A 21,592-nucleotide genomic window follows, 5' to 3' on the forward strand; every position below is an offset into this window, starting at 1 on the left:
TATGAAACGTCAGCTGTTTATGATCAAACAGAGCACCAAGATATTCGGTGTCCTCGCGCTAAGCGCGGCGATTGCCGTAGGATGTTCCGCATCACCAGCAGTAAGCCCTGCAGCAACAACTGCTGCCCAGCAAGGGGATAAAGTTGTAAAAACGGCAAAAATCACGAAGCAAAAGATCGGTGAACCAGTAGAGCAAGTGGGTGATGTCGTATCATCCGTTCAATTAGATATCATCGCCAAGTCTGGTGGTGAAGTCATTGAAATCCTGAAAAAACGTGGAGATATGGTTGAAAAGGGTGATGTGCTTTTACGATTGGATCCGACAGATGTGCTGATACAAAAGGATTTGAATGCAGTGAGTATCAAAGGAGCACAGGCTGGACTAATGGAGGCAAAGCAGAAGACTTCGAACGGGATTGAAGATGCCAAAGATGGTGTTTCTAAATTGGAAACCGCCGTTAGTGATCTAGAGAAAGCCTACAACACGGCTCGTAATGAATATGATCTAGGAACAGCTACCAAATCTCAATTAGAGAAGGCGGAAACGGCGCTTAATAATACAAAGAAAGATTTAGCCAGCGCACGTAGATCACTAAAGACATTACAAGAGACGAATTCGTTGGCACAAGTGGAGTCCAGTTTGGAATCAGCGCAAGTAAACGCCAAGAATATCGAGAGGTCCCTCAGCAATCTTGAAGTAAAAGCACCTGCCTCTGGTAGGCTGACAGATCTTAATGTTACAGTCGGTCAGACCCTAGCGCCAGGTGGTCGCGTAGGGGAAGTTCAGCAGACAAACCCAGTTAAAATCAAATCTCAACTTAGCGAAGAGTCAGCTAATCTTGTAAGAGGTAAGAGTGAATTGACTTTCTACATTCCTGGCGTAACGACGAAAGCCGGAGCCAAAGTAACCTATTTATCGGATGTTATTAATGGACAATCCAAAGCTTATGATTTGGAATTGGAAGTTCCGAACCCGGATGGCAAGCTGAAACCAGGATCTAAGGCACAAGTGGAACTAACCAAAGATGATGAACAAAACGTGCCTGTCATTCCAAGCCTTAGCATTGTTCGCGAAGGTGGTAATAACTTTGTATATGTCGTAAGTGGCGATAAGGTACAGAAGCGTAAACTTGAACTTGGTCGATTGAATGAGACGAATCAGGAAGTTATTTCTGGGGTCAAAGAAGGAGAGCTTCTGGTCATTTCCGGACAACATCAACTGAAAGATCAAGACACGGTCAAAGTGAGCAACTAACCTAATTTTTTGAAGGAGGAGAAATAAGTGAATATGAAGATGAAAAGATCTCTGGCTACTCTCGTTCTATCAGCTGTACTTTTATCTGCGGCATCTTTGCCTGCTTGGGCTGCAGATGGTCAGAACTTGGAAGCACTAACTGCCACAAGTACCAATGTTAGCTACGCGCTTTCAAATAAAATTGAAATTGAAATCAAAAGTATGCTAAATGAGCACGAATCGGATCGGGCGAAGTTAGGCACAGTCATTCGAATGAGAAATACAAGTGATAAAATTACGCGTGTACCTGACTTTGAGCTGCGGGTTATGATGGCAGATGGTATCGAATATACCCTGCAGCCTAGTGCCAAAAATCCGAAATCTATTCAGCCCAAGAGTCAGTTGGAGCTCAGCTACTTGTCGATAGTTGATCGCAGTGACGATGTTGATCTAACGAGCCTCAACTTTATAGATGTGAATATGGACGTGTATCCGAAGGAAGAAACAACACTGCTTACTATCCCTGTTGCTGCTGGTATGGTATGGAACGGCAGTGACAGTACAATAATAAATTCATCCGCGATTCTAAAATGGGGAGAAGCATTTACTTTACCTTCTTTGCGCTCGCCACTTGGCTTCATTCCTGTAGACATTCATAAAGAAATTACAGTCAAAGGCGTTTCTACGGTTGTTCAAATTCAAGTTGTAAATCCAACGAAAGAGCGTCAGACAGTACCTAATTTTGGAATCGATGGAAAGTCAGAAAGCAAGGTTTATTCCGGTAGTCGTGCCGAATCTGCGGTTACGCTTGATCCAGGTGAGAAGAAATATATCCATATCGTCATTCCAACAGACTTGGATACGGAATTCACCAGCTTGAATGTGGCGACACCGGAGAGTTTTGCCGTTGCGACGGGTGATGGTAAGTTCCTTGAAGATACTTATCGGGTAGGTCGTGTCAATATTCTTCTCCCAACAGGAGCTGCGACGCAGGGAGTCATCCCTGCCCCGGAATATACGTTAGGTACGCCAGTTAGACTAGATTCAACGAATAAATTCGTTCCGTCCAATGTCGATGTTTCTTTGGTTGAATTACACGTAACAAGTAATGAAGACGATGGATTCAATACCGCAGTAGCCAAGTTTAAATTGACGAACAACAGTGATCGTCCGATCCCAATTCCGGCGATTCAAACGGAGCTTGTTAGTATAGACGGTTATGCTTACGGGGGAAGAAGGCAAGAAGCTACAGCACTAAGTGTTGTTCCTAATGCTTCCTATGTGGTTAGCTATTCCTATGCACTTCCTGCTTCTGAGACGGGGGAAGGTTTGAAAATGAATCTCTACAGCCAACAATTCAATGGAGGATTATCGTATAAATCACTTCTTGCCACGGCAAAGGTACCTGTTCAGAAGAATGATGCGACGAGTAAAATACTAAACGTGTTCCCCTATGAAATTACGATCAAAGATTGGACGATTTCAGCTATTTACCAAGCCAATATGAGCTATGATTATAAGCTAAAGCTTGATTTGAGCATAAAGCCAGATAAGAAGGTTACGGTTGATAAGTTTAACAGTAAGCTCTCATTCGAATTATTCGATAATGTCGGAAATCCAGTTGGAAAAGCCGTTGAATCCTTATCAGGTGAAGGCCGTTTGTACAATGGCACCAACACAATAGATTTAAATGCGAGATCCAATCAACTTGATTTCCCGATTCAGGTCAAAGTATTTGAGATTTTCACGAATGAATATGGTGAATCCGTAAAGCGGCTGTTGACCACTTTCAAACAATAGTTAGATGGATAAGACCGATGTCTCCTTAACTTGGGAACATCGGTTTTGTTTTGTTTTGGCTCTGTAACTAAAAAATTAGCGGGAATGCGATTAATGTTGTTATAATATCGTTTAAGGCTCGGTCACTTATGAATAAAGGGGTAAATGAGATGCTATCCTGGATTCGAAATGTAATTATGATTAATCGCAGTTTCAGGGTGAAGCTTATTCTCAGTTTATCCATTATTATTTTATTGGCATTCTGCTTGACCGGATATTTAACGTATCGCTACAACTTAACCCTGTTCGAGGAAGAGATCTCTAAGCAATTTACCAGTACGAATGAAGAAGCGTTAGCGAAGCTGGACCTTAAGGTGCAAGAAGTTGTTCGTATTTCACAAACTATTGTATTTAATCCATCAATTGAAAAGTTGATTTCACGCATTAACTTAAATGAAAGCTCCGATGCCTTTGATCGTTATTATGATAAGAAGCAAATCGAAGATCAGATCTACCAACTCAAATCAGATGCACCCTATATTACAGGAATGTACTTATATGACTTAAATGGGAATCCATCGTATTTCAGCTATACGACTTCTGCCATTAATGCTCCTGATGAGAATGTATTCAAAGTGATTCGTTCCAAAATTAGCGACACCTCGGGCGATCTCGTGTGGATTAGCGTGCCAATAGCATCGTCTATTGAGCCAAGCGGCTATAGAAATACGATCATTGTTGCAAGGTTTATGAAAAATAGTAGTTTGACGACGTATGGTGTACTCGTTATGGCTTTCGACGAATCCTTCTTCTCAGGCTCTCTCAAGGAGTTAACGAAGGCAGGCCAGGGGCAAGTGTATTTGTTTAATAAGAATAGAGAACTGTTATTTACGAATTCGCCCGTTTATTTTGATCAATTATCGGTGCTTCAAAATATGAACCAAACGCAATTAATGGAGCATCATTTGTATGTCCAAGGAGAATCTGAAGTTACCAATTTCAAGCTCGTTAGTGGAACTTCATTAACTGAGATTCAATCTAGAAGTCGCGATTTGTTCAAAATGATTGTGTATTCTGGTTTGGTTAGTATCCTGCTTGCTAGTGTTCTCATTGTACTTTCTACAGGGAATTTACTCCGACCGCTCAAGGATTTAATGCTAGGACTCCGTAAGGTTCGCTCGGGTGACTTCGATGCACGAATTGAAATACGAACGCATGACGAGTTAGCCTATATGGGCGAAAGCTTTAATGCAATGGCCGAACAAGTAGGACGGCTAATTAAAGAAGTATATCTAACGCAATTAAGTGAGAAAGAAGCTGAGCTTAAAGCTTTGCAAGCGCAATTAAATCCTCATTTTCTGCACAATATGTTCAATGAAATTTATTGGAAGCTCTACCTGCAAGATGAAACCGAGACTGCCGCGTTGATTGCCGCCATTTCGGAGATGCTCAAATATTCCTTGATGCCAGTTCGAACGTTGACGACGGTAAAAGAAGAATTCCAGCAGATTCGTAACTATTTGAAGATACAGAAGGAACTGTTCGAAACGGATTTGGAAACCATCATACAAGTAGACGAGGATGTCATGGACGTTCAGGTGATGCGTTCACTGCTTCAACCGTTAGTTGAAAATGTATTCATGCATGCTTTTCGCAACATGGTTTCACATAAAGTATTGATCATCAAGGCAAGCAGCCGCGACGACTTCCTGGAGATTGATGTTACCGATAATGGGTGTGGCATGGATGAGAAGGCTATTTCGCAAATATTGGGAGTTCAGGGGACTTCCTTGCCTCATCGTACAGATGGACGAGAAAGTTTAGGCGTACGAAGTGTTGTGAGAAGGATTGAGTTGGTGTATGGGTCGCCATTCCGTATGGAAATTGCTAGCGTCGTAGGAAGTGGAACCAACATGCGGCTTATTTTGCCTCTTCTAACGAATGATGAAAGGAGAACACTGGAATGAGAAGCGGAAGAGTGTTGATCGTCGAAGATCAGTTGAATTTTAGAAAAGGGCTAGTCAAGATGCTGCAAGGTGGAGAACTGGGCTGGCAAGTGGTCGGCGAAGCGGGCAATGGGCAGGATGCCTTGGTACTGCTTGATGAGCTTAAGCCTGATTTGGTCTTAACGGATATTCGAATGCCCATCATGGATGGTATAGAATTCGTAGGACATCTGCGGAAGAATTATCCAGAGATGATCGTAATTATTTTGACAGGATACAAAAATTTCGAATACGCACAAGCTGCTGTAAGGCTGGGAGCGTTAGATATTCTGATCAAGCCGTGCACGGAAGACGACGTTCGTCAGATCATGAACAAAGCGTCAGAACGGTTCTATGAGAAATATGCGCATCAGCAGAAACAACTCTTGCAAAGACAATTGCAACAAGATCAAGAGCTTCGAGCGGTAGTTCTGGACCTCCCTTATGAAATCGGCACATTACCTGGCTTGAATCAAGCACTGTCCGGTAAAGAATTGTGGTTATTACATATGAATAATGAGGACATGGCGAATAAATCGAATGGTAAGAGAGACATGAGCTTGCTGCAATTTGCCTTCTCGAACATTGTGGAAGAGCTTGTGAAAGGAGCGGGTCTGGAAGCCCGCCTCTTATTGGTGGAGCATGACACATTCCTCTTAGTGGCTGGCTTGCATCAGGTAGAGGAAACTTTGCAAAGCAGTATTCCAACGGCCTCCTTTGAATATTTGAAAATACGCACAAGTATGGTTTCAATGGGGATAGCGCCTCCCGTAACTGACTTGGCACAATTGTATCTGGTCACGAAAGAGGCTGTCTCAGACCCCATTAAACTTCCTTCAATAAGCGGAAGTGAAGCGGGATCAGGCATCATGCTCTCCCTTAATCAGGCGAGAGTCAGGGAGATGGAAGTTCAGCTTATGTCAGCCATTCTAGTTGGACAAGAGGACAGTCTTCACGTGCTGCTCAATCGTGTGATACAGGAGTTGAGCCTCACATCACCTGAGGAGATGCGACTTGGTGCGTTGTCTTTGTCTATTGCAATGCACGGGACAATCCAGAAACAGTTTGATCCAGACGATCAGAATGCGCTGGCTAGGCTGCCGAACGAAATGCCGCAGATCCAGTGGACCTCGAAGGAGGTGTTGGATTGGGCAGCGCAGCAAGTGAAGCAATTCTTGCTCCAATTCAATCAATGGCAAGCGTCCAAAAGCGATAATGTGGTTGAACGTGCCATTAAATATATTGAAGAACACTACAATGAGGAATGCCGATTGACGGACGTGGCTTCTCATATTCATTTAAATCCAAGTTACTTCAGCGTTGTTTTCAAAAAAACAACGGGAGAGAGTTTTACACGATTCGTTACCAGGGTCCGTATGGATAAAGCGGCTTTGCTTCTGAGGAATACGGATATGAAAATATTTGAAATTGCTTGCGCCATCGGGTTTGATGAACCGAATTATTTTACGAATGTATTTAAGCAGCAGTTTCTTATGTCGCCTAAGGAGTACAGAAGTAGTAAGTAAGCATCAAGTGCATGACTTGCGTAGAAATCTCGGGGGGATTGTTGGATGGCTAGTCGGCAAGAAGTAGCAGAACGTGCAGGTGTCTCCGTTGCCGTAGTTTCTTACGTGCTGAACGGCAAGAACAACGTCAAGATGGAAACTCGGGAGAGAGTTCTGGCAGCTATGAAAGAGTTGGGATATGAACCTAACCTTCTGGCGCGAAGTTTAAAAACGAAGAAGACGGGTCAATTGGCTGTACTCGTGAACTATCTGGGGAATCCGTTCGAAGCAGGTTTATTATTACATATTGAATCCGCTGCGAGAGAAGAAGCATTTCTAGTATTTTTCCAGAGCTATACGCCGGATACCGAAGAGCAATTGATATCATCGTTGCGCGGGCGAGTGGATGGGATTATCCTGCTTGGTCAGGAGCTGATGGCAGCGACATACGACCGGATTTTGGAATGGGAAGTCCCTATCTTGTCTGTGACCCAAAGCCCGAATGCCCAAGATCGGGGAATACCCTATATGGATGTAGATTGGTCAGTTCTTTACAAGCAGGCTATTCAACATCTGAAGGACAATGGGCATACAAGCATCGGGTACATGACCGATACAGAGTCCTCCTCCTATCATGTGAAGAGGCTGCAATATTTTCAACAAGCCATGTTGGCAGAGGGATTGGAGCTGCAAGAAAAAGCTTTGCTAAGCGGTGGGGGCCGATTAGAGAATGCATCTGAAGACTTTCAAAAGTTTGTGGATAAACATCCCTCAGGACTGCCTTTTAGCGCGATCATCTGCACTAATGATTTGATGGCTGCAGGTATTCTGGATGTTTGTAAGAAGAATGGCATTCAGATTCCGGAGCAGCTTGCGATTCTTGGTTCGGAGAATATTTTGATGACGACGCTTACCGAGCCCCAATTGAGTGTTATTCATTATCCAAGGGACGAGGTTGGGAGACTTGCCATGGAAATGATGAAGGAATTAATGGAGAAGCGACCAGTGGCTGCGCGAACACTTACTGGACACCTTGTGATTCGCGGCTCGAGTTAGAATTAAACAGCTCCCATTATGTATCCGAAAGGTCCTATCACATCAGCACTAAAAAAAGCATTGCGAGTCTAATAAAAATGCTGTATGATCGGATTAAGCGCTTAACCCATCCTGGGGCGAGCGCTTAAAGATTAGAAGATTAAGCGCTTAACCTCTGAATGGAAGGGAGATTTACATGCGTACAATTCGACTTACAATGGCACAAGCATTACTTCGCTTTCTAGATCAGCAATACATATCCATCGATGGACAGGAGACTAAATTTGTTCAAGGTGTCATGGGGATATTCGGACATGGCAATGTAACTGGGATTGGAGAAGCATTGGAGTACAGTGCAGGTGACCTTACGTATATACAAGGCAAGAATGAGCAAGGAATGGTCCACGCTGCAACCGCTTACGCGAAGCAAAAGAACCGCAAACAAATTTACGCCTGCACTACCTCCATTGGGCCAGGTGCACTCAATATGGTAACGGCTGCGGCAACTGCTACCGTCAACCGCATTCCGGTACTACTGCTGCCGGGAGATAATTTTGCTTCGAGACAGCCGGATCCCGTATTGCAGCAGCTTGAGGTCACGAACGATTATACGGTATCTGCGACCGACGCATTCAAGTCAGTGAGCAAATACTGGGATCGAATCGTTCGTCCTGAGCAGTTGATGAGCGCTGCTACCCAAGCGATGCGGGTGTTAACGGATCCTGCGGAAACAGGAGCGGTGACCTTAGCGCTTCCCCAAGATGTGCAGGCGGAAGCCTATGATTATCCGGAAGCTTTTTTCGATAAGAAAGTTCATTATATCGATCGTCGTCCAGCGGCTCAGGAAGCTGTTGGGCGAGCGGCAGCAGTGATCTTAGGTAAGAAGCGTCCGCTAATTATTGCTGGCGGCGGTGTGCTCTATGCGGAAGCAACGAAGGAGCTGGCAGAGTTTGCCGAAGCGTTCGGCATTCCCGTTGCGGAAACGCAAGCTGGGAAAAGCTCGCTGCCTTGGAATCATGCGCTGCATGTCGGCGCGATTGGCGTGACTGGAGCACTCGCTGCGAACAAGCTAGCGAAACAAGCAGATGTCATTATCGGTGTGGGGACGCGGTATTCCGACTTTACTACAGCATCCAAATCCGCTTTTGAGCAGGACGATGTGCAATTTATTAATATCAATATCAGCGGCTTCGATTCTTCGAAGTTAGGCGGGCTTTCGATTACGGCTGATGCGAAGGAAGCACTTCACTTGCTGCGCGGAGCCCTGACATTCCTTGATTATTCAAGCAACTACGAGACGGATTACATAGCAACTTTGAAAGACGAATGGGATCGTGAAGTGGATCGTTTGTACCAAGCAGAGTGTGCAGAAGGCTTTGCTCAGACACACGCGCTTGGTGTGATCAATGAAACAATTGACACTTCCTCGGTTGTTGTTTGCGCAGCGGGAAGTTTACCTGGCGATTTACACCGTTTATGGCGTTCAAATGAGCCCAAAACGTACCATATGGAATACGGCTTCTCTTGTATGGGATATGAAGTAAGCGGCGCCTTCGGCGCAGCTTTGGCGGAACCGGGGCGTGAGGTGTATGCGATCGTCGGAGATGGCAGTTACTTAATGCTTCATTCGGAATTAGTGACGAGCTTGCAAGAAGGTCAGAAATTCACGATCCTACTGTTCGATAACCATGGCTTCCAATGCATTCATAATCTGCAGCGCAGTCAAGGCAGCGAAGGCTTCGGGAATGAATTCCGATATCGGGAAACGGGGACGCGTAAGCTCACAGGAAACTATATGCCGATTGACTTCGCAGCACATGCGCGCAGTTTGGGAGCAAAGTCATACAAGGCGACTAATCCCGAAGAGCTTAAAGCAGCGCTGCTGCAAGCGAAAGCAGAAACAGTGACAACCTTGATTGAAATCCCTGTCGTACCTGGTACAAACACAGGCGGCTATGAGTCATGGTGGAACGTTGGCGTACCTGAAGTTTCGGAGAGTGCTAAAGTATTGGCAGCCCATGAAGAGATGAAGAAAAACATACAAGCGGCTAAAACCATTTAACTAAAAAGAGGTGACCTAACGATGGAGGAACTACCGTTTAAGCTAGGCATACATCCGATTAATTGGGTGGGGGAGGACGTCAAGGAACATGGCGCTGATACCACATTTGAACAGATCGTAGATGAGATCCAGAAGCTGGGATTGACGGGAACGGAGATGGGGCGCAAATATCCGACCGATATCAACGTGTTGAAGAAAGAACTATCAGACCGAGGTATCGGGCTTGTATCCCAGTGGAAATCAGTCTTGTTCTCGGATCCCGCTTATAGAGAAGAAGAATTGGAAGCTTACCGCAAGCATGTGCTATTTCTGAAAGAAATGGGCAGCACGGTAATCTCTACAGCAGAAGTCGGGGGTTCTCTCCATTTTGATCCGCGTCGTACGCCGAATGAGAAAGAAGTTCTTCGCCTCGATGAAGCAGGCTGGCAGAGTTTAGCGGAAGGGTTAAACCGTGCGGGAGCTATTGCAGCTGAACATGGGCTGAAGCTAACTTATCACCATCACGGTGGGACGGTCGTTGAATCACCGGAAGAGATCGATCGCTTAATGGAGCTAACCGATCCTTCGTTAGTCTACCTACTGTTTGATACAGGGCACACCTACTACGGTGGTGGAGATCCATTGACTGTATTGCGCAAACATTACAACCGAATTGCCTATATCCATTTGAAAGATATTCGACAAGCAGTACTTGATGAAGCGCGTGCGGAGCAGGTCGATTTCGTAACTTGTATTCGCAAAGGTGTGTTTACCGTACCAGGGGATGGCTGCCTTGATTTTGCACCGATTTTCAAAGAGTTATTGGGTCGTGAATACACCGGATGGGCGATGCTCGAAGGCGAGCAAGACCCTGCAACCCATAATGCTTACGAATATGCAAAAAACGCACTGAACTATATAAATTCCTTATTAATTAAAGAAAGTAGGTAATCCGATTATGGCCTATGTGACGTTTCCAGAAGCAAAAGAGCTTGATTTCGTAGCTATCGGCAGATTATGTATCGACTTAAACGCGAACGAAATTCACCGTCCAATGGAAGAGACGATGACATTCACGAAATATGTTGGCGGATCACCGGCCAATATTACGATCGGCATGTCCCGATTAGGAATGAAGACGGCTTTTATCGGCAAAATCGCGAATGACCAAATGGGCCGCTTCATTGCTACCTATTTAGAGAACAACGCGATTGATACTAGCAATGTTGTAACAGATCGTACGGGAGCTGTGACGGGGTTAGCTTTTACAGAAATCAAAAGCCCGACGGATTGCAGTATCCTGATGTATCGCGATAATGTAGCTGATTTGAAACTAACACCTGATGAAGTTCAGGAATCCCTGATCGCAAGGGCGAAAGTATTGCTGATATCCGGTACTGCTCTAGCTCAAAGTCCATCACGCGAAGCGGTGTTTCAAGCACTGAATTATGCGAAGAAGCATGGGGCGATCATCGTGTTTGATCTGGATTATCGTCCCTACACATGGACATCTCCTGAAGAGACGGCTGTGTACTATAATCTAGCTGCTGAGAAATGCGACATCATTCTCGGTACGCGCGAAGAGTTCGATATGATGGAGAAATTTGAGCATAATCCGGAAAAGGATGACCACATCACGGCTGCCAAATGGTTCGATTATTCGGCGAAGATTGTCATTATCAAGCATGGCAAAGACGGTTCTATCGCTTACACACGGGATGGTGTCGGTCATCGCGCGAAGAGCTTCCCAGCTAAAGTAGTTAAGACTTTCGGTGCTGGTGATTCATATGCAGCAGGCTTTATCTATGGGGTTATGCAAGGTTGGACGCTGGAGAAAAGTATGGAATACGGAAGCGCAGCTGCGTGTATCGTTATTTCTAGCCATAGCTGTTCAGATGCAATGCCAACTGCTGCGGCAGTGGATGATTATATTGAACGTTGCAATCGCGGAGAAATCACAGCCTCATAACGACTTATCAATCTAAAGGAGCGAAATCGCAATGACACATACATTAAAAAACTGGATTGGCGGCGAATGGGTCGCATCATCCGCAACACAAACAGAAGCTGTATATAATCCCGCAACAGAAGAGATTCTTGCCTATATTCCCATTTCCACTAAAGAAGAAGTAGACCAAGCGGTTCGTAATTCGCAAGAAGCTTTCCAATCATGGAGCCGTACACCTGTGCCGAAGAGAGCTAGAGTCTTATTCAAATACCAACAGCTTCTCGTTGATCACTGGGAAGAGCTCGCACGCATCGTGACGAAAGAAAACGGTAAAAGCTATTCCGAGGCGTATGGTGAAGTACTTCGCGGCATTGAATGTGTGGAGTTCGCTGCTGGCGCACCTACCCTGATGATGGGCAAACAGTTGCCAGACATTGCTTCCAACCTGGAGTCAGGAATGTACCGTTATCCAATCGGAGTAATTGGCGGCATCACGCCATTCAACTTCCCGATGATGGTACCATGCTGGATGTTCCCACTTGCGATCGCATGCGGCAATACGTTCGTCTTGAAGCCGTCGGAGCGTACGCCGCATTTGGCTAATCGCCTTGCCGAATTGTTCCACGAAGCTGGATTGCCAGCAGGTGTGCTGAACATCGTTCATGGCGCGCATGATGTCGTGAATGGACTTCTAGAGCACAAAGATATTAAAGCCATTTCGTTCGTTGGCTCTCAACCGGTAGCTGAGTATGTATACAAAACGGCTGCCGCCAACGGGAAACGTGTTCAAGCACTTGCTGGCGCGAAAAATCACTCTATCGTCATGCCGGATGCGAACTTATCCATTGCGGTGAAGGAAATTACGAATGCGGCTTTCGGTTCAGCAGGCGAGCGTTGTATGGCTTGTTCCGTAGTGGTCGCAGTTGGCGACGTAGCGGATACGCTAGTAAGCAAGCTGCTTGAAGCGGCAGATGCGATTACGATTGGCAACGGAAATGATGAAGGTGTGTTCTTAGGTCCTGTTATTCGCGGCTCGCACAAGGAACGTACATTGAAATATATTGAAATCGGTGGAAATGAAGGCGCGATTATGGTTCGTGATGGTCGTAAAGACGCCGCTGTTTCCGAAGCGGGCTACTTCGTAGGACCGACAATCTTCGATCAAGTGCAATGCGAGATGAAAATTTGGGAAGACGAAATTTTTGCTCCTGTGCTTTCCATCGTTCGTGTAGCAACACTTGAAGAAGCGATTGAGCTTTCCAACCGCTCAGAGTTCGCAAATGGCGCATGCTTATTTACGCAAGATGGCAGCAATGTACGCCAATTCCGTGAAAACATTGAAGCGGGGATGCTTGGTATTAATCTTGGCGTACCTGCCCCAATGGCATTCTTCCCATTCTCTGGCTGGAAAAAATCCTTCTACGGCGATTTGCATGCCAACGGTACGGATGGCGTGGAATTCTATACGCGTAAAAAGATGGTAACCGCTCGCTGGTAACAGCGAGTTTCCGACAGAAAGGAGCGATTGGTATGGCACTCGTCTCGATGAAAGAGATGCTGCAGACGGCGTTAGAAGGTAAATATGCCGTTGGGCAATTTAATTTAAATAATCTTGAATTCACACAAGCGATTTTACAAGCGGCGCAACTCGAACAGGCGCCCGTGATTCTTGGAGTAAGTGAGGCTTACATTCCCTATATGGGTGGACTGCCGTGTATCGCAGGCATGGTGAAAGCCTTGATCGAGCACTATGGCATTACAGTGCCGGTAGCTCTTCATTTGGATCATGGCAGCTCGTATGAAGTGTGTATTAAAGCGATTCACGCTGGTTTTACCTCGGTGATGATCGATGCTTCTCATCATTCGCTCGAGCATAACATCGAAGTTACGCGTCAAGTGACGCAAGCTGCGCACGTGCTTGGTGTTTCTGTAGAGTCTGAGTTAGGTCGGATTACAGGACGCGAAGATGACTTAGTAGTAGATGATGCTGACGGGATGTATGCGGTGGCTGCAGATTGCGTAACAATGGTTCAGGAAACAGGCATCGATTGCTTGGCACCTGCACTGGGATCGGTACATGGTCCTTATCGCGGACAACCAAAGCTTGGATTTGAACGAATGGCTGAAATTAAGGAGCTGACAGGTGTACCCCTTGTGCTTCATGGGGGAAGCGGTCTGCCAGATGACGAAATTCGCCAAGCCATTGCTTGTGGTACAGCCAAAATTAACGTCAATACAGATAATCAGATCGCTTGTACAGCAACAATTCGTACGTTTTTGAATGATCATCCGGATGCTTATGATCCTAGGAATTATCTAATTCCAGCTCGCGAAGCCATCCTTGCATCCGTGAGGTCCAAGATTCAACTATTCGGCAGTTCAGGTAAAGCGGGAGGCATATAGGATGAAAAAGATTAGAATCGGTATTATCGGCGCTGGCCGTATTGGTAAAATCCACGCAGACAATTTATTGCGGAACTCGCAAGTTGAGATTGTAGCAGTAAGCGATCTGTTTGCAGGTCCTGAGCTCGAAGCATGGGCAGCAGACCGCAACATTTCCATCGTAACCAAGGATAGCAACGAACTTATTTCTCATCCAGATATCGATGCCATATTCATTTGCTCATCCACGGATACGCATGTTCCGTTGATTGCACAGGCCGCGCGTGCGGGTAAACATATTTTCTGTGAAAAACCGATCTCGATGGATATCACGAAAACAGTATCAGCCATTGATGAAGTGAAAAAAGCTGGCGTGAAACTGCAAATTGGATTTAATCGCCGTTTTGATCATAATTTCAAGCGTGTGCAAGAAGTCGTACAAGGCGGGGGGATCGGCGATCCTCATATCATTAAAATTACTTCCCGTGATCCGAATCCGCCTCATATTGATTACGTCAAAGTTTCTGGCGGTATCTTCATGGATATGATGATTCATGATTTTGATATGGCTCGATTCGTTTCAGGCAGCGAGGTTGAAGAAGTGTATGCGGTTGGGAATGTCCTGATCAACCCGGATTTTGCCCAACATGGCGATGTGGATACAGCGGTTGTGACCCTTCGTTTTGCGAATGGCGCTCTCGGTGTCATTGATAACAGTCGTCAAGCGGTATATGGCTATGACCAACGTGTTGAAGTGTTTGGCTCTAAGGGCAGTGTCGTCGTTGCGAATGATCATCCGAATACAGCTGTGATCTCCACAGCAGATTCGATTGTGAGTGATAAGCCGCTGCATTTTTTCCTTGAGCGTTATCAAGCAGCTTATATAGAAGAAACGCAAATGTTTATTGATGCGATTTTGAATGATAAGAGTGTGCCTGTCAGTGGCGATGACGGTGTTCAAGCCGAACGGATTGCGCTTGCTGCGAAGCTATCTTCCCGTTTGGGCAGACCCGTGAAAGTGAGTGAAGCCTTGGAGTTGCTCCAAGAATCCGCGGTATCATAAGAAGGTGAGGGAGACGTTACGATGTCCAAATTAATTGTAACACCTGCATCTGCTCCGAATGAAGAAGGCAGTCTTTTACAAGTGACGCCGGAATCGGCAGGATGGCAGTATGTTGGCTTCGAAGTTGTCCAGCTGGCCGAAGGGGAAACTTTGCGACGTGAAACCGCTGATCAAGAGGTATGCCTTGTATTGTTGAGCGGCAAAGCGGATGTAAGCACAAAGGAAGAACAATGGCTTGGGATCGGTCAGCGTATGAGCGTATTTGAGCAAATTCCTCCTTATTCCGTTTATGTGACTAGCAACGATAGTTATGAAGTGACGGCGTTAACCTCCTTGCAGATCGCTGTTTGCTCAGCGCCTGGCGCGGGAAATCATCGTTCACGATTAATTGCTCCTGCGCAAGTAGGCGTTGAAACCCGCGGGTATGGGAATATCGAGCGTTACATTCATAATATTTTACCTGAGAGCGAGCCTGCGGATAGTTTGCTTGTAGTGGAAGTTTTCACTCCGAATGGCCATTGGTCCAGTTATCCGCCGCATAAGCATGATCGAGATGCGCTTCCGGATGAGTCCTTCTTGGAAGAAACGTATTATTTCCGAGTTCAGCCGGAGCAAGGCTTTGCGATTCAACGGGTATACACGGATGATCGTTCACTAGATGAGACGTTAATTGTTAAAAACGGAGAAGCCGTGCTAGTTCCGCGTGGTTATCATCCTGTATCTGCGCCCCCGGGCTATGATGTGTATTACTTGAATGTCATGGCTGGACCTACGCGGATATGGAAATTTCATAATGACCCCGACCATGCCTGGATCATGACGAAGCCGAGCGAATCGTAAGGCGGTTGCAAGTTCTGGAAAGCCCCGTCATAATGGGGGAATAACTGTATTCTTCAAGAAAAATGGGGTAGTACGATGAAGGCAACCATTTACGATGTGGCTAGGGAAGCCGGTGTTTCCATTGCAGCGGTTTCGCAAGTCATGAACGGTAAAGGGAAAATAAGCGAAGAACGGCGCACTGAAATTCTGAAAGTGATGGAAAAGCTCAATTACCAGCCTAGTGTCATTGCCTCTGCACTTACGGGGAAGAAGACCTATACGTTAGGCCTGCTTGTCCCTGATATCTCTAATCCCTTCTTTGCTGAAATCGCAAGGGCTGTTGAAGACCAAGGTCATAATCTGGGATATAGTCTCGTTATCTGCTCCACGGATAATAAAGACGAACGCGTAGAACGTTATCTGAACTTGCTTCAGCAAAAAAGTGTCGATGGGATGATTATTGGGACCGGGATGGACAATAAGGAAATGCTTACACCACTCATGGAGCGTTCGATTCCCGTTGTCATGATTGCACGGGAGATGCCCGATTTGGCTGTACATACCGTTGTTGTTGACGATTTCGTTGGTGGCACGTTATCTGCTAAGCACCTCTTGGAGCTTGGTCATACTCGGATGGCGATCCTTGCCGAACACACCAAGGTTACGAGTAGTCGTGAACGGGTAAAAGGTTTCGTGACCACGCTTGCGGAAGCAGGTATCGCGCTCCCCGAAGCGAGGGTTCGTAATTGTAGGTATACCGTAGAAGACGGCAAACGCGAGGCGATTGAACTTCTAGAGAAACCTGCCGCCGAGAGGCCGACTGCGCTTTTCTGCTGTAATGATATGCTTGCGATTGGTGCCTTGCAGGCTGCGAAACAATTAAAATTACGTGTCCCTGAAGATATTTCCGTGATCGGGTTCGATAATACGATTCTGGCTTCAGTAACGGATCCACCGCTTACAACAATTGCACAGCCGATTGAGCCTATGGGCAAGCAAGTTGTCGATCTGCTTATTCTAGAATTGAAGAAGAAATCACAAGTCAAGCAGCGCATCGTTATGCCTCCAGAACTCATCATCAGGCAATCTACAGCAGCTCCGGCAAAATGATCGTAGAAGGAAGCGATGACTGCTTTCCCTTAGGGGAAGGCAGTTTTTCATATCTTAGTACAATGAATATTTATAATAAAAGTAAATTTAGTTAATAAAAGTAAATTGAAAGGTGGAGGAGAAATGAAAATTTTATTTCAAAGTCCCGCTAAGGAATGGACTGAAGCGCTGCCAATTGGCAACGGTCGAATAGGTGCCATGATTTTCGGCGGAATCGAAGTAGAAAAAATGCAATTAAACGAAGATACACTCTGGTCTGGTGGGCCTAAAAATGGTAATAATCCTCGTGCCAAGGAAGTGCTGCCGGAGGTTCGTCGTCTCTTGGCGGAAGGTAGATATGCGGATGCTGACCGAATGTGTAAGGAGATGTTAGGGCCGTATACGCAATCCTATTTGCCGTTTGGCGATCTCACACTTGCATTTGAGCATGGAAACATCGCGCATTCGTATCGTCGAGAGCTGGATTTACAGGAAGGCGTATCTCGCGTCGAGTACCAGATCGGCAACGTTTTGTATACGCGAGAGATGCTTGCTTCAAATCCCAGTCAGGTTATTGCTATTCGTTTGCAGTCTAGCCAAGCCGGATCGCTACATTTTACCGCGCGTCTAGATAGCCTATTGCGTGCTAGTATGATCCATGAGAATGGTCAATGGATCATTCGTGGGAAGGCGCCGGTGCAGGTGGCGCCAAGCTATTATAGTGTTGACCATCCGATTGTATACGAAGATCAAGAGGACGGAGAGGCGATGACTTTCGTAGGCCGACTCGCGATTGTTTTGGATGAAGGTTACGTGCATGGAGACCAAGCAGGTTTGCATGTTCGTGGAGCTACGAATGTGACGCTTTACTTCAGTGCGGCAACAAGTTTTAATGGTTTTAATCGCTCCCCGGGGAGAGAAGGTAAGGATCCACTAGCGATCACAGAAGCATATCTCGCAGAGGCGATGCAGCATTCTTATGCGGAGCTTCGAGATGCTCATGTCAACGACTATCGCAGCTTGTTTGATAGAGTCAACATTCAACTTGGGAAGACGATCAGTCCTGCAGATATGCCGACAGACCAACGGATTTCTGAGTTTGGGGCTCAGGATCCGGGCTTAATAGAACTATTATTTCAGTATGGCCGATATTTGATGATCGCCAGTTCACGCGAGGGGACGCAGCCCGCTAACCTGCAAGGCATTTGGAATAAGGAGACAAGACCGCCGTGGAGCAGTAATTATACATTGAACATCAATACGGAGATGAACTATTGGCTCGCAGAAACTTGCAACCTACCTGAATGCCATCAACCGCTGCTCGATTTTATTGGGAATTTATCGGTTAACGGGAAGAGTACAGCAGAGATCAATTACGGTGTCCGTGGATGGACAGCGCATCACAACTCAGACATTTGGGCTCAGAGTGCACCTGTAGGCGATTATGGACATGGCGACCCGGTTTGGGCTTACTGGCCAATGGGCGGTGTTTGGCTTTGTCAGCATCTCTGGGAGCATTACGCCTTTGGCAGAGATAGCACGTATCTAAGTGAGAAAGCATATCCAATCATGAAGGAGGCTGCTCTGTTTTGTTTGGATTGGCTCATTGAGGATCAGGAAGGATATCTTATCACAGCCCCTTCCACATCCCCGGAACATAAATTTGTTAGTAGTGACGGTGAGAAAGCAGCTGTAAGCGTAGCTTCGACGATGGACTTATCATTGATCTGGGATTTGTTTACGAATTGCCTCGAGGCTGCTGAAGTACTGCATGTCGATGAGGATTTCAGATCCGAACTCATGTTGGCGAGAAGTAAGCTATTCCCGTTGAGAATTGGACAGTACGGCCAACTTCAGGAATGGTATAGCGATTTCGAGGAGGAGGACATGAATCACCGTCACGTCTCACACTTGTTCGGAGTATATCCTGGACGTCAAATTAATGAGGAAGCTACGCCTGATTTATTTGCTGCGGCACGAACATCATTAAATAGACGCGGAGACGAGGGGACGGGCTGGAGTCTCGGTTGGAAAGTAGGCTTATGGGCCCGTTTCCAAGATGGTAATCGCGCGGAACGGCTTATCAATAACATGTTGCAGCTCGTGAAGCCGGACAAGTGGAAATCACAGAAGGGCGGTGTTTATGCCAATATGTTTGGTGCGCATCCGCCATTCCAAATCGATGGCAATTTTGCTGCAACTGCTGGCATATCGGAATTGTTGCTGCAGTCTCATAAAGGGGTTCTCCATTTGCTGCCAGCGCTTCCTGAAACGTGGATTTCCGGTTCTATTAACGGGTTGCGGGCGCGTGGAGGGTTCACGGTCAATTTGCGCTGGGAGAGCGGCAGTCTGAGCGAAGCGATGATCGAATCATTGAACGGCGAACCGTGTACGATGTATTCTCGCATACCGGTCCTGGTGTTGGATGAGGAGGGGCGACCAGTTACTTCTAATTCATTGGAATATTCAGGATGCATGACGTTTGCTACATTTGCTGGATCTAGGTACAGGATCGTACCTCAATCGGTTTCCAACGATTGAGATAATTGCAAGAATTGAAGCAGTTTGTCTGAGGTTTACATACTTGAGGCAAAGGCGAACTCCCCCTGCGAGGTATGGGGAAGTTCGCCTTTTGTGTGCTTGTCAGTCCTCGTAAAAAAAGAAGAAAAAAGCGAGTAATGACCCAATGAATTTATAGTTTCTTCTATAATATTTTAAGGGTTTTTCCTATAAAAACTTATATCATAGGGTTATAAGATTAAAGTAAAGGAGTGAAGCAAACATGAATGGGAATATTATTAAAACTCCTGACATCCAGATGACTCAAAGTGAGTTAAGTGCCATGCGACTAAAACGACGAAGAAGACTGAAGCAGAACATTCCTTTGTTTATCATGCTGGTTCCTGTTATTGCTTACTATATTTTATTCAAATACTGGCCTATGGGTGGACTTGTTATCGCTTTCAAGAATTATAATTTTGCAGATGGAATTTTGGGAAGTCCTTGGGTGGGACTGAAAAATTTTCATTTATTATTCTCTAGTTCTAATACACTCCAAATTATTTGGAATACGTTTTGGTTAAGTTTCCTGAGCTTGGTATTTGGATTTCCGATGCCAATCTTTCTAGCTATTTTATTAAATGAAGTGAGACGCTCGTGGTTTAAAAGATGGGTGCAAACGATCATCTACTTACCGCATTTCTTCTCGTGGGTTATTGTTTCCGGCATCGTGTTGTCTCTATTCGCAACGGATTATGGTTCAATCAATAAGGTGCTCGGCCTCTTTGGAATTGAACCGATAACTTTCCTGTATGAGTCCAAGTCTTGGCTAACCATATTTGTTGGTTCTGGAATTTGGAAAGAAATGGGTTTTAACACCATCATTTATCTAGCAGCGCTTACGACCATTGATCCATCTTTATATGAATCTGCAGCTATGGATGGAGCTGCGAAATGGCGGCAAATGTGGCATGTAACAATCCCAGGCATTCGTCACACAATTATCTTATTGCTCATTTTAGCCATGGGTAAGGTTATGGAAGTAGGCTTCGATCAAGTCTACAACTTACAGAACGCTGGAGTTTCCGAAGTGTCTGAAGTCATAAGTACGTATATTTATAAAATTGGCTTAGGCAATGCACAGTTTAGTTTAACAACAGCCATGGGATTTTTTGAATCCATCATTAGTTGCAGTCTTGTACTTATAGCTAATCGGATCGCTAAGAAATATGATCAAGCACTCTTCTAGCATCCTGTATACATCAAGTTCAACATCCGTGGAAGGAGGATTAGTATGAAAGCGACAAACGGCGAAAAAATTTTTTATGCCATCAATTATTTAGTACTCGGATTAATCGCCTTAACTTGTATTCTGCCATTTATTCATATCATAGCTCTATCTCTAAGTGAGCGATCCGCTGTTGAATCAGGTCATGTCTTCTTCTGGCCAGTGGGTTTAGAGTTAACAGCTTATAAAATTTTCTTCATCGCCAGCCCTGCTTGGAGTGCTTTTAAAAATAGTGTGGTTATTACAGTGGTCGGTGTGGTGTTAAGTTTATTGGGTACTATACTAGCTGCTTATCCTTTGTCTAGATCCTATCTGATTGGAAGACGCTATCTAGTTCTGGGTATGGTGTTCACCATGCTCTTCTCGGGTGGATTAATTCCCACATATCTCGTGATCAAGAACATGCACCTTATTGACTCCTATTGGGCTTTATGGCTGTCTGGATTCATCAGCACCTATAACATGCTTCTTATGAAAAGCTATTTCGAGAATATTCCCTATGAAGTACAGGAAGCTGCACGGATTGATGGCTGTAATGATACTTCACTGCTCATTCGGATCATATTACCGCTCTCACTTCCCATGTTGGCTACACTTGCGTTATTCTATGGGATTGGCTTCTGGAATTCGTTTATGAACGTGCTCATGTATATCAATAAAAGTGAGATGTTGAACTTAACTGTAGTGGTCCAAGGGATGTTGCAGAAAAATGATTTATTGAACTCCCCTTCCCTCAATTTGGAGGAACAGCAAACGGTTGCGACAGAGATGGTGAAATCTGTAGGGGTTGTTGTCATGGTTGTACCTATGCTGTTAGTATATCCATTCTTGCAAAAGTATTTTGTCAAGGGAGTTATGTTAGGATCAGTTAAAGGTTAGCAACGAAGGTATTCCCGTTTAACAAAACGATAATATAATCTTGTAG

16 protein-coding genes are annotated in these 21,592 nt (G+C 45.4%); all 16 read left to right on the forward strand.

What is annotated here, in order from left to right:
• Position 1 precedes the first annotated feature (1 nt).
• The 16 genes from HQN88_RS22275 (at position 2) to HQN88_RS22350 (ending at position 21,546) form a co-directional block, all read left to right on the forward strand.
• Positions 2-1,255, forward strand: coding sequence for an efflux RND transporter periplasmic adaptor subunit (locus HQN88_RS22275; protein ID WP_246320392.1), 1,254 nt, complete (start codon positions 2-4; stop codon positions 1,253-1,255).
• A 27-nt stretch (positions 1,256-1,282) separates the two neighbouring features.
• Positions 1,283-3,034, forward strand: coding sequence for a hypothetical protein (locus HQN88_RS22280; protein WP_173116624.1), 1,752 nt, complete (start codon positions 1,283-1,285; stop codon positions 3,032-3,034).
• 149 nt (positions 3,035-3,183) lie between these two features.
• Positions 3,184-4,980 carry a sensor histidine kinase gene (locus HQN88_RS22285; protein WP_173116626.1) on the forward strand — a complete coding sequence of 599 codons (1,797 nt, stop codon included), beginning with the start codon at positions 3,184-3,186 and terminating at the stop codon, positions 4,978-4,980.
• The gene (locus HQN88_RS22290) at positions 4,977-6,524 is read left to right on the forward strand and encodes a response regulator transcription factor (protein WP_173116628.1); all 1,548 of its coding nucleotides are present in this window, start codon (positions 4,977-4,979) and stop codon (positions 6,522-6,524) included. Before HQN88_RS22285 ends, HQN88_RS22290 begins: the two co-directional genes overlap by 4 nt.
• Positions 6,525-6,569: 45 nt before the next feature.
• A complete protein-coding gene (locus HQN88_RS22295) occupies positions 6,570-7,559 on the forward strand; it encodes a LacI family DNA-binding transcriptional regulator (protein WP_173116630.1) in 990 nt (329 codons plus the stop codon).
• Positions 7,560-7,734: 175 nt separating this feature from the next.
• Positions 7,735-9,600, forward strand: coding sequence for a 3D-(3,5/4)-trihydroxycyclohexane-1,2-dione acylhydrolase (decyclizing) (gene iolD / locus HQN88_RS22300; RefSeq protein ID WP_173116632.1), 1,866 nt, complete (start codon positions 7,735-7,737; stop codon positions 9,598-9,600).
• 21 nt (positions 9,601-9,621) lie between these two features.
• Positions 9,622-10,530 (forward strand): myo-inosose-2 dehydratase, encoded by a 909-nt coding sequence (iolE, locus tag HQN88_RS22305; RefSeq protein ID WP_173116634.1) that lies wholly within the window; start codon positions 9,622-9,624, stop codon positions 10,528-10,530.
• 7 nt (positions 10,531-10,537) lie between these two features.
• Positions 10,538-11,548 (forward strand): 5-dehydro-2-deoxygluconokinase, encoded by a 1,011-nt coding sequence (gene iolC, locus HQN88_RS22310; RefSeq protein WP_173116636.1) that lies wholly within the window; start codon positions 10,538-10,540, stop codon positions 11,546-11,548.
• Between the two features lie 31 nt (positions 11,549-11,579).
• A complete protein-coding gene (locus tag HQN88_RS22315) occupies positions 11,580-13,025 on the forward strand; it encodes a CoA-acylating methylmalonate-semialdehyde dehydrogenase (RefSeq protein WP_173116638.1) in 1,446 nt (481 codons plus the stop codon).
• A 32-nt stretch (positions 13,026-13,057) separates the two neighbouring features.
• Positions 13,058-13,930, forward strand: coding sequence for a class II fructose-1,6-bisphosphate aldolase (gene fba / locus HQN88_RS22320; protein ID WP_173116640.1), 873 nt, complete (start codon positions 13,058-13,060; stop codon positions 13,928-13,930).
• Position 13,931: 1 nt separating this feature from the next.
• Positions 13,932-14,972, forward strand: coding sequence for an inositol 2-dehydrogenase (iolG, locus tag HQN88_RS22325; protein WP_173116641.1), 1,041 nt, complete (start codon positions 13,932-13,934; stop codon positions 14,970-14,972).
• A 21-nt stretch (positions 14,973-14,993) separates the two neighbouring features.
• A complete protein-coding gene (gene iolB / locus HQN88_RS22330; protein ID WP_173116643.1) occupies positions 14,994-15,812 on the forward strand; it encodes a 5-deoxy-glucuronate isomerase in 819 nt (272 codons plus the stop codon).
• Between the two features lie 75 nt (positions 15,813-15,887).
• A complete protein-coding gene (locus HQN88_RS22335; RefSeq protein ID WP_173116646.1) occupies positions 15,888-16,901 on the forward strand; it encodes a LacI family DNA-binding transcriptional regulator in 1,014 nt (337 codons plus the stop codon).
• A gap of 123 nt (positions 16,902-17,024) precedes the next feature.
• Positions 17,025-19,421: a glycoside hydrolase family 95 protein gene (locus tag HQN88_RS22340; protein WP_173116648.1), complete on the forward strand. Its 2,397-nt coding sequence runs from the start codon at positions 17,025-17,027 to the stop codon at positions 19,419-19,421.
• Between the two features lie 241 nt (positions 19,422-19,662).
• Positions 19,663-20,628 carry an ABC transporter permease gene (locus HQN88_RS22345; protein ID WP_246320393.1) on the forward strand — a complete coding sequence of 322 codons (966 nt, stop codon included), beginning with the start codon at positions 19,663-19,665 and terminating at the stop codon, positions 20,626-20,628.
• A 45-nt stretch (positions 20,629-20,673) separates the two neighbouring features.
• A complete protein-coding gene (locus HQN88_RS22350) occupies positions 20,674-21,546 on the forward strand; it encodes a carbohydrate ABC transporter permease (RefSeq protein WP_173116650.1) in 873 nt (290 codons plus the stop codon).
• The last annotated feature ends 46 nt before the right edge of the window (positions 21,547-21,592 follow it).

This window comes from Paenibacillus qinlingensis, assembly GCF_013204845.1.
GTDB classification, from domain to species: Bacteria; Bacillota; Bacilli; order Paenibacillales; family NBRC-103111; genus Paenibacillus_E; species Paenibacillus_E qinlingensis.

Bases quoted from the DNA above. Each gene is read 5' to 3' on its own strand.
- HQN88_RS22340 (WP_173116648.1), top strand. From the start codon at position 17,025: ATGAAAATTTTATTTCAAAGTCCCGCTAAGGAATGGACTGAAGCGCTG.
- HQN88_RS22345 (WP_246320393.1), top strand. From the start codon at position 19,663: ATGAATGGGAATATTATTAAAACTCCTGACATCCAGATGACTCAAAGT.
- HQN88_RS22275 (WP_246320392.1), top strand. From the start codon at position 2: ATGAAACGTCAGCTGTTTATGATCAAACAGAGCACCAAGATATTCGGT.
- iolC (WP_173116636.1), top strand. From the start codon at position 10,538: ATGGCCTATGTGACGTTTCCAGAAGCAAAAGAGCTTGATTTCGTAGCT.
- HQN88_RS22315 (WP_173116638.1), top strand. From the start codon at position 11,580: ATGACACATACATTAAAAAACTGGATTGGCGGCGAATGGGTCGCATCA.
- iolD (WP_173116632.1), top strand. From the start codon at position 7,735: ATGCGTACAATTCGACTTACAATGGCACAAGCATTACTTCGCTTTCTA.
- HQN88_RS22350 (WP_173116650.1), top strand. From the start codon at position 20,674: ATGAAAGCGACAAACGGCGAAAAAATTTTTTATGCCATCAATTATTTA.
- HQN88_RS22285 (WP_173116626.1), top strand. From the start codon at position 3,184: ATGCTATCCTGGATTCGAAATGTAATTATGATTAATCGCAGTTTCAGG.
- iolB (WP_173116643.1), top strand. From the start codon at position 14,994: ATGTCCAAATTAATTGTAACACCTGCATCTGCTCCGAATGAAGAAGGC.
- HQN88_RS22335 (WP_173116646.1), top strand. From the start codon at position 15,888: ATGAAGGCAACCATTTACGATGTGGCTAGGGAAGCCGGTGTTTCCATT.
- HQN88_RS22295 (WP_173116630.1), top strand. From the start codon at position 6,570: ATGGCTAGTCGGCAAGAAGTAGCAGAACGTGCAGGTGTCTCCGTTGCC.
- fba (WP_173116640.1), top strand. From the start codon at position 13,058: ATGGCACTCGTCTCGATGAAAGAGATGCTGCAGACGGCGTTAGAAGGT.
- HQN88_RS22290 (WP_173116628.1), top strand. From the start codon at position 4,977: ATGAGAAGCGGAAGAGTGTTGATCGTCGAAGATCAGTTGAATTTTAGA.
- iolG (WP_173116641.1), top strand. From the start codon at position 13,932: ATGAAAAAGATTAGAATCGGTATTATCGGCGCTGGCCGTATTGGTAAA.
- iolE (WP_173116634.1), top strand. From the start codon at position 9,622: ATGGAGGAACTACCGTTTAAGCTAGGCATACATCCGATTAATTGGGTG.